This is a genomic window from Pseudomonas sp. FYR_7 (assembly GCF_043106155.1).
Lineage (GTDB): Bacteria > Pseudomonadota > Gammaproteobacteria > Pseudomonadales > Pseudomonadaceae > Aquipseudomonas > Aquipseudomonas parafulva_B.
The window spans coordinates 87,215-100,147 of record NZ_JBICMI010000018.1 but is presented as its reverse complement, the minus strand read 5'-3'; the positions used below and the strand labels follow the sequence as shown (position 1 = coordinate 100,147).

At 64.0% G+C, this 12,933-nt stretch carries 12 protein-coding genes; 3 read left to right on the top strand and 9 right to left on the bottom strand.

Annotated elements, in window-relative coordinates:
- Positions 1–230: 230 nt before the first annotated feature.
- Positions 231–440 carry a cold-shock protein gene (locus tag ACF8R3_RS04745; RefSeq protein ID WP_023534051.1) on the top strand — a complete coding sequence of 70 codons (210 nt, stop codon included), beginning with the start codon at positions 231–233 and terminating at the stop codon, positions 438–440.
- A 60-nt stretch (positions 441–500) separates the two neighbouring features.
- On the opposite strand, the gene ACF8R3_RS04740 is transcribed toward ACF8R3_RS04745, so the two are convergent.
- The 4 genes from ACF8R3_RS04740 to ACF8R3_RS04725 all read right to left on the bottom strand — a co-directional run bounded on the left by ACF8R3_RS04740 (position 501) and on the right by ACF8R3_RS04725 (position 5,649).
- Entirely contained in the window at positions 501–881 is a 381-nt protein-coding gene (locus tag ACF8R3_RS04740) for a hypothetical protein (RefSeq protein WP_196185615.1), read from the bottom strand.
- Positions 882–898: 17 nt separating this feature from the next.
- On the bottom strand, positions 899–1,711 hold the full coding sequence (locus tag ACF8R3_RS04735; RefSeq protein ID WP_392515057.1) for a putative RNA methyltransferase: 813 nt from the start codon (positions 1,709–1,711) through the stop codon (positions 899–901).
- Positions 1,711–2,862 carry a succinyl-diaminopimelate desuccinylase gene (gene dapE, locus ACF8R3_RS04730; protein WP_058603731.1) on the bottom strand — a complete coding sequence of 384 codons (1,152 nt, stop codon included), beginning with the start codon at positions 2,860–2,862 and terminating at the stop codon, positions 1,711–1,713. The genes ACF8R3_RS04735 and dapE overlap by 1 nt, the downstream gene beginning before the upstream one ends.
- A 189-nt stretch (positions 2,863–3,051) precedes the next feature.
- Entirely contained in the window at positions 3,052–5,649 is a 2,598-nt protein-coding gene (locus tag ACF8R3_RS04725) for a glycosyltransferase (protein WP_058639530.1), read from the bottom strand.
- A 118-nt stretch (positions 5,650–5,767) separates the two neighbouring features.
- On the opposite strand from ACF8R3_RS04725, the gene tcdA reads away from it, so the two are divergent.
- Complete coding sequence (tcdA, locus tag ACF8R3_RS04720) at positions 5,768–6,577, top strand: tRNA cyclic N6-threonylcarbamoyladenosine(37) synthase TcdA (protein ID WP_196125276.1); 810 nt, start codon at positions 5,768–5,770, stop codon at positions 6,575–6,577.
- A 13-nt stretch (positions 6,578–6,590) separates the two neighbouring features.
- Here the strand turns inward: tcdA and ACF8R3_RS04715 are convergent, their stop codons facing one another.
- The 4 genes from ACF8R3_RS04715 to ACF8R3_RS04700 form a co-directional block, all read right to left on the bottom strand.
- On the bottom strand, positions 6,591–7,001 hold the full coding sequence (locus ACF8R3_RS04715) for a SufE family protein (RefSeq protein ID WP_392515055.1): 411 nt from the start codon (positions 6,999–7,001) through the stop codon (positions 6,591–6,593).
- Positions 6,998–8,203: an aminotransferase class V-fold PLP-dependent enzyme gene (locus tag ACF8R3_RS04710; RefSeq protein ID WP_196185616.1), complete on the bottom strand. Its 1,206-nt coding sequence runs from the start codon at positions 8,201–8,203 to the stop codon at positions 6,998–7,000. The genes ACF8R3_RS04715 and ACF8R3_RS04710 overlap by 4 nt, the downstream gene beginning before the upstream one ends.
- Positions 8,204–8,284: 81 nt before the next feature.
- Positions 8,285–9,319: a 2,3,4,5-tetrahydropyridine-2,6-dicarboxylate N-succinyltransferase gene (gene dapD, locus ACF8R3_RS04705; RefSeq protein ID WP_392515053.1), complete on the bottom strand. Its 1,035-nt coding sequence runs from the start codon at positions 9,317–9,319 to the stop codon at positions 8,285–8,287.
- Between the two features lie 31 nt (positions 9,320–9,350).
- Positions 9,351–9,698 carry an ArsC family reductase gene (locus ACF8R3_RS04700; RefSeq protein WP_167339266.1) on the bottom strand — a complete coding sequence of 116 codons (348 nt, stop codon included), beginning with the start codon at positions 9,696–9,698 and terminating at the stop codon, positions 9,351–9,353.
- Between the two features lie 362 nt (positions 9,699–10,060).
- On the opposite strand from ACF8R3_RS04700, the gene ACF8R3_RS04695 reads away from it, so the two are divergent.
- A complete protein-coding gene (locus ACF8R3_RS04695) occupies positions 10,061–11,707 on the top strand; it encodes a Na+/H+ antiporter (protein WP_078478989.1) in 1,647 nt (548 codons plus the stop codon).
- A gap of 25 nt (positions 11,708–11,732) precedes the next feature.
- Here ACF8R3_RS04695 and dapC read toward each other — a convergent pair whose 3' ends face one another.
- Entirely contained in the window at positions 11,733–12,929 is a 1,197-nt protein-coding gene (dapC, locus tag ACF8R3_RS04690) for a succinyldiaminopimelate transaminase (RefSeq protein WP_196127410.1), read from the bottom strand.
- Between the last annotated feature and the right edge of the window lie 4 nt (positions 12,930–12,933).

Here is a 12,933-nt window from a genome sequence, read left to right as displayed (position 1 = left end):
TTGACGGTGAGGAATGCTGGGCGCAGCGATCGCTGCGCGGTTGGCCCATACTGGCCAGTCGTTCGCGTTGCGCCTAGCTTGCCGTGCACCTCGCCGGTCTTCAAATTTTTTATGCGCCAGCACCGTTCAGGCCTGCCGCTTGCAGGAGATTTACGCACGCGGCGCTGATTCGGGGCGATTGTCTCGTGTCGGCAAGGCGATTTTCACAATAAAAATCCGGAGTAGTGCAGATGTCGTCTCGTGAGACTGGGAACGTGAAGTGGTTCAACGATGCCAAGGGCTATGGCTTCATTCAACGGGAAGGGGGCGCGGATGTCTTCGTCCACTACCGGGCCATCCGGGGTGAGGGGCATCGCAGCCTGGTCGAGGGCCAACAGGTCGAGTATGCCTGCGTACAGGGCCAGAAAGGCCTGCAGGCCGAGGATGTCGTGGGTCTCTGAGCGGCCAGGCTCAAGCCTGAAGCTGCAAGCCGGCTGTGCTTGCAGCTTCAGGGACGCCCGTCAGGACGATGTACGCCAGGTGATTTCCTCTTCGCCGTCGGCACTGATACGCACCCAGCGGTCAGCATCCTCCTCGCCGTCTTCCTCTACCCAGCCGCCGGGTGCACAGCGTACTTCCACACCCAGGGCCGCGTGGGCATCACGCCCACAGGCGATATCATCGGCCCAGGGCGTCTGGTCGCTTTCCAGGTACAGGCTGTTCCATTTCCCTACAGCCTTGGGTAACCAAGTGACCGGAATGTTACCGGCCTGGCACTTGTAGGTCTGGCCTTTCTGCTTCCATTCGGTGCACGGGCCGATGGCCTGGGTCAGCCAGGCTGCAATCTGCTTGTGGTCGACTTCGGCGTCCTTGAGGTAAATCTCGATATCAGGTTGGCGCATAACACCTCCGGGTGTGCTCATGCTTGGCGCACGAAATAGTCAAAACGCATGGAGACGGTGACCTCGAACGGTTCCGGCTGCTCGACCACTTGCGCCCGACGCTCTGCACTGGCACGCCAGCCGTGCGGGGTCATGGCGAGCAACGCAGCACGGGCTTGAGGTTCGGCCAGGCTCAGGCGAAATTCCAGGACCTCGCCATGGGCGTGGTACATGCCTTGGGGCACCAGGGCCAGATGCTTGTCGTCAGCATAGGGGCGTACCTGGTCGTAGAGTACTTCGCGCAGCTCCATCAGGTGGCCGCTGGTAGGGCCTACGCGCATCAGGCCGCCGCCTGGGCTCAACACCCGGCTGGCTTCGGCCCAATCCAGCGGGCTGAAGACGCTGGCGACGAACTGGCAGCTGGCATCGGCCAACGGCACGCGCGCCATGCTGGCTACCATCCAGGTGACGTCCGGTGCGCGGCGGCAGGCACGCTTGACCGCCTCACGGGAGATGTCCAGGGCGTAGCCATCGGCATCAGGCAGTGCCTGGGCCACTTGCGCTGTGTAGTAGCCTTCGCCGCAACCGATGTCCAGCCACGCGCCGGGCTGGCGCTCGGCCGCCAACTGCGCCAGCCGTCCGGCCACAGGTGCGTAATGGCCGGCGTCCAGAAAATGACGGCGTGCTTCGACCATGGCCTGGTTGTCACCTGGGTCGCGACTGTTCTTGTGCTGCACCGGCAGCAGGTTCAGGTAGCCCTGGCGCGCGCGATCAAAGCGGTGGCCGGCTGGGCACACCACGCCGTTGTCGAGCGGGCTCAGGGCAGCCTGGCAGAGTGGGCAGGTCAGCATCAGGCGAGCAACCGTACCAGGGTCTGGTAATAGATTTCGGTCAGCAGGTCCAGGTCGCTGGCCAGGATGCGCTCGTCGACCTGGTGGATGGTGGCATTGACCGGGCCAAGTTCGACCACTTGGGTGCCCATGGTGGCAATGAAGCGGCCATCGGAGGTGCCGCCGCTGGTGGAGGGTTGGGTCTCGCGGCCGGTGACGCCCTTGATGCTGGCCGAAACCGCATCGAGCAGCTCGCCTGGCTCGGTCAGGAACGGCAGGCCGGACAACGCCCACTCCACCGACCAATCCAGTTCATGCTTGTCCAGGATGGCCGAGACCCGAGCCTTCAGGCCCTCTACGGTGGACTCGGTGGAGAAGCGGAAGTTGAACAGCGCTGTCAGTTCGCCGGGCACCACGTTGGTTGCGCCGGTCCCGGCATTGAGATTGGAAATCTGGAAGCTGGTCGGGGGAAAAAAGGCGTTCCCCTGGTCCCAATGTTCGGCAGCCAGTTCCGCCAGCGCTGGCGCGGCCAGGTGGATCGGGTTGCGCGCCAGGTGCGGGTAGGCAACGTGGCCCTGCTTGCCGCGCACAGTCAGCGTGGCGCCGAGCGAGCCACGACGGCCATTCTTGACCACATCGCCCAGCACGGTGGTGCTGGAGGGCTCGCCGACGATGCACCAGTCAAGGCGCTGGTTGCGCGCCTTGAGGCGTTCGACCACGGCCTTGGTGCCGTGATGGGCCGGGCCTTCCTCGTCACTGGTGATCAGGAAGGCGACCTGGCCCCGGTGCTCGGGGTAGTCACGCACGAAGCGCTCGCTGGCCACCACCATGCACGCCAGGCTGCCCTTCATGTCGGCCGCGCCACGGCCACAGAGCATGCCGTCGGCATCGATCAACGCCTGGAACGGCTCGTGTTGCCACTGCTGGACGGGGCCGGTGGGCACTACATCGGTGTGACCGGCAAAGCACAGCACCGGGCCTGGCTGGGTGCCGTGAGTGGCCCAGAAATTGTCGACGTCCTCGATGCGCATCGGTTCCAGCTCGAAGCCCACGGCGCCCAGGCGCTGCATCATCTGCGCCTGGCAATCGGCGTCGACGGGGGTGACCGAGGGACGACGGATCAGGTCGCAGGCCAGTTGAAGGGTAGGCGAGAGCTCGGCAGGGGCCGTCATGGGGAACTCCGGGGCAAGGCAAGGCGGGAAAACTGAGGGGCGTTATCTTATATCAAATGATGCTGGGCTTCACGGCCCAATCGCCGGCAAGCCGGCCCTCACCGGTCCTGCACGCATCCGAACAAAACACGTTGTGTGCAAGCCGGCTTGCCGGTGATGGCCGGCAGGTCGGCCTGCACGCCCTGAAGCCTAGTGTGTCTCGGCAGCCTTATCTGCGGCCTTCTCTTCAGGCTTGGGCAGTGATGATAGAAGCGCCATCACCAACGCGGCCAGGTAGGGCAGCGACTGCACCAACAGCATGGCGACCCAGAAGCGCATGTCCGAGCTCGGCAAGCCCTGCACCAGATAGATCCCGGCTGCAGCGCCCCACAACAGCAGCATGATGAACAGTTCCTCCCGCGCTTCGGAAATCGCCACCAGCAAGCCATGGCTGTCGGCATGCTTCGGTGTGCGGATGAACGGCATGCTGCTGGTGAAGAACCCGTACAGCACGGCCTTGGCGATGGTGTGCGACAACGCCAGCCCGGCCAGCGCAGCCGCCAAGGCATCCTTGAGGTTGACCCCCACGGCGCGGCGATACAGGAACACGATCTTGCCGACCTTGAAGAAGAACAGCGCCAGTGGCGGGATGGCGAAGATCATCAGCGGCGGGTCCACCCGGTGCGGCACGATGATCATGGCGGCAGACCACAACAAGGCCCCCACCGTGAAGAAGATGTTCATGCCGTCGGCAATCCACGGCAGCCAGCCGGCCAGGAAGTGGTAACGCTGGCCCCGGGTCAATTCGCTGCCTTTGCCGCGCAGCAGGGCCGCGGCGTGGTGCTTGATGATCTGGATGGCGCCATAGGCCCAGCGGAAGCGCTGTTTCTTGAAGTCGATGAAGGTGTCAGGCATCAGGCCCTTGCCATAGCTGTTGTGGGCGTAGGCCGCCGACAGGCCCTTCTCGAACACCCGCAGGCCCAGTTCGGCATCCTCGCAAATGCACCACTCGGCCCAGCCCAGTTCGTCCAGCACGCTGCGCCGGGTCATGGTCATTGTGCCGTGCTGGATGATCGCATCGCGGTCATTGCGGGTGACCATGCCGATGTGGAAGAAGCCCTTGTACTCGCTGTAGCACAGCTTCTTGAAGGCGCTCTCGTGCTGGTCGCGGTAGTCCTGCGGCGACTGCACCACGGCGATCTTCGGATCGGCGAAATGCGGCACCATGTGCTTGAGCCAGTTGCGGTCTACACAGTAGTCCGAGTCGATCACCGCGATCACTTCAGCATCCTTGGCCGTGAGCGGGAGCAGGTAGTTGAGCGCGCCGCCCTTGAAACCAGCCAGGGGGGCGACGTGGAAGAACCGGAAGCGCTCGCCGAGCTGTTCACAATGGGCCTTGAGCGGCTCCCACACGGCCGGGTCCTTGGTGTTGTTGTCGATGACCAGCACTTCGTAGTCCGGATAATCCAGCGCGGCCAGAGCATCAAGGGTCTGTTTGACCATTTCCGGCGGTTCGTTGTAGCACGGCACATGCACCGACACTTTCGGTCGGTAGGCGCTGTCGCCTTGCACCGGCAGGAATTCGCGCCGCCGCTTGTGAGTCCATACCGCCTCGGCCAGTTCATGAGCCTCGGTCAGCAGCACGATGAACACGCCCAGTGCGCCGAGGGCCAGGAGCACGCCGACCGTAAGGCTGAACCAGGTGCTGTACTGCTGGCTGTAGTCGTAGGCGATCCACACCAGCACCGACCCGCACAGGAAGGTGATGAAGGTCAGGAAGGTGCGTCCACGCTGACGCAGGGCCGAGCCATCGATGAACAGCACCATCAATGCGATCATCGCCAGCACCACCGAGGCCACTGCCAGGGCTCGCCATTGGGGAATGGCGACCACGGGGCCTTCGAAGTTGAATTTCTGCTGGCGTTCGGCGTTGAACACACCCCAGTAGGCCCCGACCGAGCCTTCATCACTGGCTTTCCAGGGTTGGTCGTAAGCTTCGATCACAAAATAGTTGAAGCCACGTCGATTGAGCGTATTGACCAAGGTGCGCAGGTAAATCGCCTGGTCGGCCTGGGTGGCATCGGCACCGCCGCGCATCCGGCCATTGCTTGGCCAGCCCACTTCCGAGAGCAGCAGCGGCTTGCGGGGGAACTGGTGTTTCAACTCGCGGGCACGGTCGAGGACGAACTCGACCGAGTCTTTCATGGGCACGAATTCCCAATAGGGCAGGATGTGGGCGGCGATCAGGTCCACGTGCTTGGCCAGCTGCGGGTTCTGTTTCCAGATGTGCCACTGCTCGCTGGTGGTCACAGGCACTTTCACGGCTGCACGTACACGGTCCAGGTACCGGATGAGGTTTTCCGTCGTCACTTCCTCGCGGAACAACGCCTCGTTGCCGACCACCACCCGTACCACGCTGCGCGAGGTGTTAGCCAGTTCGATGGCTGTGGCGATCTCGCGCTCGTTGCGCTCCAGGTCCGGGCTGATCCAGATGCCCACCGTGACCCGCAAACCGAATTCCTCGGCCAGCTTGGGTATGTGCGCCTGAGTGCCTTCGACGGTGTAGATACGGATGCTGTCGGTGAGCTTGCTCATCTGCTCCAGGTCCTGACGCATCTCGTTGTCGTCCGGGTACTGACCCTTCTGCGGGCTTTCGCCCAGGCGAAACGGCGAATAGGAAAAGCCGGAGATCTGTTCGGGCCAGGCCGGTGCCGATACCGGGCGATTGATCAGCGCCCAGAAACCGGTGAACAGCGCCGCGATGGCCAGGACCACTACCAGGTTCAGGCCGAATTTACGTGAAGACATTGTCGTCCATAAGTGTCGAAGTGTTACGACATTAAAGCAGGGTTAAGGTGTCTTTCCTAACCGTGCAGGCCATGGCCTGGCTGGCCTATAATGCGCGCCGGTTTTTTGAGGTACTGACATGAGCACAGAAGATCCACGGTTTGCAGGGGTGGCCCGCCTGTATGGCGACCAGGGCTTGCAGCGCCTGCAACAGGCCCATGTGGGCATCGTCGGGATTGGCGGGGTGGGCTCATGGGTGGCCGAAGCCCTGGCCCGCTCGGGGGTGGGTGAGATCTCCTTGTTCGACCTGGACGATGTGTGCGTGAGCAATACCAACCGTCAGGCACACGCGCTGGAAGGGCAGGTGGGCCGGCCCAAGGTCGAGGTAATGGCCGAGCGCCTGCGGGCAATCAACCCGGCGTGCAAGGTGCATGCAGTGGCCGATTTCGTCACCCGCGAGACCATGGCCGAGTACATCACTGAACAGTTCGACTACGTGGTGGACTGCATCGACAGCGTGATGGCCAAGGCAGCCCTGATCGCCTGGTGCCGGCGGCGCAAGATCGGCATCGTCACCACCGGTGGTGCAGGTGGCCAGATCGATCCGACCCAGATCCAGATCGCGGACTTGAACAAGACCTTCAACGACCCGCTGGCCTCACGGGTGCGCTCGACCCTGCGCCGCGACTACAACTTCTCGCGCAATGTCAGCCGTAACTATGGCGTGCCCTGTGTGTTTTCCAGTGAGCAGCTGCGTTATCCCAAGGGGGATGGCAGCGTGTGCCTGCAGAAGAGTTTTGTGGGTGAGGGCGTGCGGCTGGACTGCTCCGGCGGCTTTGGCGCGGTGATGATGGTGACGGCCACCTTCGGCATGGTGGCCGCCAGTAAAGCTGTGGAGAAGCTGGTAGCAGGTGCCAGGCGGCCTTCGGAGCGTGTCCGGCCAGCGTGAGTGCGTGCTGGCATCACCGCCCCGATGCCAGCACCGCCATGCGCTGCACCACGGCATGCAAGCCGTTGCTGCGCGAGGGCGACAACTGGCGCTCAAGGCCCAGTTGCCCGAACCAGTCCTGTACGTCCAGCGCCACCAGCGCCTCACTGTTCAAGCCCTGCACCCTCACCAGCAGCAGCGCCAGCAGACCGCGCAGCAGGCGTGCATCGCTGCTGGCCTTGAATTGCCAGTGGCCGTCTACGGCATCGGCCACCAGCCAGACCAGGCTTTCGCACCCGTGCACGCGATTGGCCTCGGTTTTCTCGGCTTCGGCCAGCGGTTCCAGCCGTTCCCCCCACTGCATCAACAGCCGCGCACGCTGCTCCCAGCCCTTGCTCTGCGCAAAGGCCTCCAGTGCCTGATGGGCTTGGGCCGGCAAGGTCATCGCAGCAGCTCCAGCGCCTGATCCAGCGCCTCGAAGAAACGTTGCAGGTCGGCCTGATCATTGTAGAGGCCCAGCGACACGCGGATCGCCCCGTCCAGGCCCAACCCCTGGAGCAGTGGCATCGCACAGTGATGGCCTGCCCGCACGGCGATGCCCTGCTCGGTGAGCAGGTGCGCGATGTCGGCGTTGTGCACGCCTTTCACGACAAAGCTGGCCAACGCGCACTGCGGCAGGCCTAGCAGGCGAATGCCTTCGCGTTGCGTGAGGCCCTCGATCAGCCGGGCATGCAAGCCGGCCTCGTGAGCCAGCACCGCCGCCGTGTCCAGGCCCGCGAGGTAATCGAGCGTAGCGCCAAGGCCGATCACCCCGGCGATGGGCGGGGTGCCAGCTTCCAGGCCCAGTGGCGCCGGCCTGAAGCTCGCGCGCTGGTACTCGGCCAGTTGCACCATCTCCCCGCCAAACTGCCAATGGCGCAGCAGGCCCAGCGCCTGATTGCGCCCGTACAGCACGCCCACCCCGTCCGGCCCGTACAGCTTGTGGCTGGAGAACACGTAGAAGTCGCACCCCAGTTGCTGCATGTCCTGGCGCCCATGCACCACACCCTGGGCGCCGTCCACCACCGTCAGAGCACCCTGTGCGCGGGCATGGGCGAGCAGGGCCGGCAGCGGCTGCCAGGTGCCCAGCACGTTGGACAGCTGGCTGACGGCGAGCACACGAGTGCGTGGCCCGATCATCTGCAGCGCTCGCTCCAGGTCGATGAAGCCGCGCGTATCGACCGGCAATATCACCAGGCGCAGGTTGCGCCGGTGTGCCAGCTGCTGCCAGGGCAGCAAGTTGGCATGGTGTTCAAGGGCGCTGATGGCGATCTCGTCGCCGGCCTCGAAGCGAGACTCCAGGCCATAGGCCAGCAGGTTCAGCGCAGCCGTGGCGCCGTGGGTGAACACGATCTGCCCGGTCTGGCCGACATTCAACCAGCGGGCAACCTTGTCGCGGCTGGCTTCGAAGGCCTCGGTCGCCCTTGCGCCAGGCAGGTGCTGGGCACGGTGGACATTGGCCGCGCCGTTGCCATAGTAATGGCCCAGGGCCTCGAGCAGCGCCTGGGGTTTCTGGGCGGTCGCGGCGCTGTCCAGATAGGTCTGGTGCTGGCTTTGCAGGGCGTCGATGGCAGGAAAATCGGCACGCCAGGGGGAGGGCTGGAACATATTCGCGGGGCCTGGAATGAAAATCGGGTCTGGCGTGGAGGCGCCAGACCCGATCTTAACACTTCATACCCGGCGGGGGTTTCAGTTGTGTGCGTGCAAGGCTTCGTTCAGCTCGATGGCTGACTTGTGGGTCTTGCACTCGACGGCGCCATTGAGCGAATTGCGGCGGAACAACAGGTCGGCCTGGCCAGCCAGGTCGCGTGCCTTGACGACCTTGACCAGTTCGTTGTGCTCATCCAGCAGGTTCACCTTGGTCCCGGCGGTGATGTACAGACCCGCTTCAACAGTATTGCGATCACCCAGCGGGATGCCGATACCGGCGTTGGCACCGATCAGGCAGCCTTCGCCCACCTTGATAACGATGTTGCCGCCACCGGACAGGGTTCCCATGGTCGAGCAGCCGCCACCGAGGTCCGAGCCCTTGCCGACGAAGACGCCGGCCGAAACACGCCCTTCGATCATGCCTGGGCCTTCGGTGCCGGCGTTAAAGTTGACGAAGCCTTCGTGCATGATGGTGGTGCCTTCGCCGATGTGGGCGCCCAGGCGTACCCGTGCAGTGTCGGCGATGCGCACGCCGGCCGGGACCACGTAGTCGGTCATCTTCGGGAACTTGTCCACCGAGAACACTTCCAGCAGCTCACCACGCAGGCGCGCTTCGAGTTGCAGCTCGGCGAGCTCGGCCAGGTCCACGGCACCGATGTTGGTCCAGGCCACGTTTGGCAGCAGGGGGAAGATACCGGCCAGGCTCACGCCGTGCGGCTTGACCAGGCGATGGGACAGCAGGTGCAGTTTGAGGTACGCCTCGGGCGTGGAGGCCAGGGTGGCGTCTTCGGCCAGCAGGGTGGCTACCAACGGTTTTTGGCTTTCTGCCAGGCGCGTGAGCAGGGCGGCTTGAGCGGCATCGACGCTTCTGACGGCGTCGGCCAGTTGCGCGGCCTGGGCGTTGCTGAAGGTGATGGCCTGGTTGCCACCTTCATAGCCAAGGATCGGTGCGATGGCAGCGACCAACTCGGGGCTCGGGTCGATCAGGGGCTGTGCGTAGAACACTTCCAGCCAGGCGCCCTGGCGGTTCTGGGAGCCGACACCGAAGGCCAGGCTGAACAGGGAATTGAACATGTAGTTACCTCGTACTAAATGGGGTAGGGACTCAGGCCAGGGCTGCGGCGTACAGGTCGGGCTTGAAACCCACCAGCGTGCGCGTACCCAGGTCGAGTACCGGGCGCTTGATCATCGAAGGCTGGGCCAGCATGAGCTCGACGGCCTTGGCCTGGTCGAGATCGGCTTTGCTGGCGTCGTCCAGCTTGCGGAACGTGGTGCCGGCGCGGTTGAGGATGGTTTCCCAGCCGTGCTCGTCGCACCAGCGGTTCAGGCTGTCACGGTCGATGCCTTGAGTCTTGTAGTCATGGAATTCGTAGGCGATGGCCTGGTCGTCGAGCCAGGTACGAGCCTTTTTCATGGTGTCGCAGGCTTTGATGCCGTAGAGCGTGTAGGTCATTGTGTGCATCGGGGATACGTGTCGCCCCAATCTCTCCATTTCCGAATGTCAGTCGCGCGATTATGCGATAACCCTTCGCACGGCGCCACGGGCGGTTGACCCGAACGGGCGGGGTTGCTGCTGCATACTCCTGCTGCCGCTCTGCCTAGGCAGCAACGTGCGCCCAATTGCACCCAACCACCAGTCATTGCCCAATCCCGGCTGAACCCTTGGGTGTCAGGTGTATCTTCATGTTACACATTAGTTCGCCACCTGCGACCTTGGTGCAGCGGCCAGGCAAGCTTGTCACCCGTTACCATGCTGATCCAGGTTTACGTTTTGTCCTCGTGCACGGGGCCGTTTGAAGAAGGAAGACCCACTGGATGCAGTCCGCCTATACCGTCCTTATCCTGCTGATGCTGGTCAGCGTGTCGAAATTGGTCGGCCGCCTCATTCCCCTGCCTCTGCCGCTGGTACAGATCGCCGCTGGCGCTTTGCTGGCCTGGCCGACCCTCGGGCTGCATGTCGCCCTGAACCCCGAGCTGTTTTTGTTCCTGTTTTTGCCGCCGCTGTTGTTCGCCGATGGCTGGCGCATTCCCAAGCGCGAGTTGTGGCGCATTCGGGGCCCGGTGGTGGCCCTGGCGGTGGGGTTGGTGCTGTTTACCGTGGTCGGTGCGGGCTATTTCATCCACTGGCTGCTGCCGAGCATCCCGTTGCCGGTAGCATTCGCGCTGGCAGCCGTATTGTCGCCGACCGACGCGGTGGCCGTTTCGGCCATTACCCAGGACCGCCTGCCTACGCCATTGATGCACATGCTCCAGGGTGAGGCGTTGATGAACGATGCTTCGGGCCTGGTCACATTCAAGTTCGCCCTGGCTGCCGCCATTACCGGTGTGTTTTCACTGACCGACGCCAGCTTCAGCTTCGCACTGGTAGCGCTCGGCGGCCTGGCTGTGGGGGTGGCGCTGAGTTGGCTGGTCGGCCGCCTGCGTGCCTGGATGATCGGCCGCGGCTGGGACGACCCGGCTACCCATGTGGTGTTCATGCTGCTGCTGCCGTTCGCGGCCTATGTGGTGGCCGAGCGCCTCGGGGTATCGGGCATCCTCTCGGCAGTGGCGGCTGGCATGATGCAGAGCTGGCTCGACCTGCTGCCACGCCAGACCAGTACCCGCCTGCTCAATCGCAGCGTGTGGTCGCTGCTGGAGTTCGCGTTCAACGGCTTGATTTTCCTGCTGCTGGGCTTGCAACTGCCCGACATCGTCAAGGCGGTGGTCAGCCATGAAACCACGCTGTGGCCGACCCTGGCCTGGCGCTGCCTGGACGTGGTCGCCATCTTCGCGACGCTGATCTTGCTGCGGTTCATCTGGGTGCAGAGCATCTGGCGCCTGGTGGGGGTTCTACGCCGCTGGCGGGGCAGGCCTGCGCTGGTGATGTTGCCCACCGCGCGCTCGTGCTGGCTGCTCACGCTGGGCGGTGTGAGAGGGGCTGTCACCCTGGCAGGTGTGATGTCGATCCCGTTGCTGATTGGGGCGGGCAAGGCGTTTCCAGAACGCGACCTGCTGATCTTCATTGCCGCCGGTGTCATCCTGCTGTCGTTGATCAGCGCCTGTGTCGCGTTGCCGCTTTTGCTGCGCGGGGTGAGCAAAAGCCCTGACGAGCGCATGCAGCAAGAGGTACATGAGGCCTGGCGACGCACCGCTGAGGCTGCGATTCACGCCTTGGAGGCCGAGGAGGTGGTCGATGCCAACGCCCCGCAGGATGCCGCCCAGGCCACACTGGCTACGGAGTTGAAAGCTCGGCTGATGGCCGAGTATCGCGATCAGCTGGACCGGCACAACGACAGCGAAGAGGCCAGGGCCCTGGCCGAGCAGATGGACCTGCTCGAGCGCCGTCTGCGCTTGCGTGCGCTGCGGGCCCAGCGCCTGGAACTGTACAACCTGCACCGCCAGCACCTGCTCGGTGACGAGGTGGTGCGGCATGTGCTGGGCGAGTTGGACATGAGCGAGGCTAACCTGGGCCAGGTCAAGTGAGCTGGCCCCGTCTCGCGTAAAGGCTTCAGCGCGCGTGCATGAACGCGCGAATTCGCTCGGCTGCCTCGATGCATTCGGACAGTGGGGCGACCAGTGCCATGCGCACGCGTCCGGCGCCGGGATTTACCTCATCCACTTCACGGGACAGGTACGAGCCTGGTACCACGGTCACGTGCTCGGCCTCGAACAGATCGCGCGTGAAGTCGACATCGCTACCCGGTACCTTGGCCCACAGGTAGAAACTGCCGTCCGGGCGTTGCACGTCCAGTACCGGTTCAAGGATGGCCAGCACGGCGTCGTACTTGGCGCGGTACTGGTCGCGGTTGGCGCGCACATGCGCCTCGTCCTCCCAGGCGGCGATGCTGGCCAGCTGTGTCTGCACCGGCATGGCGCAGCCATGGTAGGTGCGGTACAGCAGGAACGGCTTGATGATGTCGGCATCGCCGGCGACGAAGCCCGAGCGCAGACCCGGCAGGTTCGAACGCTTGGACAGGCTGTGGAATACCACGCAGCGCTTGAAATCGCGACGTCCCAGCTCCGCGCAGGCCGTCAGCAGCCCCGGGGGCGGTGCATCTTCATCGAAATACAACTCGCTGTAGCATTCGTCGGCGGCGATCACAAAGTCGTGCGCATCGGCCAGCGCGATCAACTTCTTCAAGGTGTCCATCGGCACCAGGGCGCCGGTGGGGTTGCCGGGTGAACACAGGAACAGGACCTGGCAACGGGCCCAGACGTGGTCGGGCACCGCGTCGAAGTCGGGGTTGAAGCCATTGCTTTCCAGGCATGGCAGGTAATGCGGGGTGGCGCCGGCCAGCAGCGCAGCCCCTTCATAGATCTGGTAGAACGGGTTGGGGCTCAACACCAGGCCATCGGCATCACGGTCGACCACCGCCTGGGTAAAAGCGAACAGCGCTTCGCGGGTGCCGTTCACGGGCAGGATATGACGTTCGGCATCCAGCCAGCCAGCCGGCACGCCAAAGCGTCGCTCGCACCACTGTCCGATGGCCTGGCGCAAGGCAGGCAGGCCCAGGGTGCTGGGGTATACCGCCAGCTTGTCGAGATTGTCGGCCATCGCTTGGGCCACGAAGGGTGGCGAGGCGTGCTTGGGCTCGCCGATCGACAGGGCAATGGCGCGCTTGTCAGCAGCGGGTGTAACGCTACCCAGCAGGGCACGCAGCTTTTCGAAAGGGTAGGGCTGAAGCTGGCTCAAGGCAGGATTCATTGGC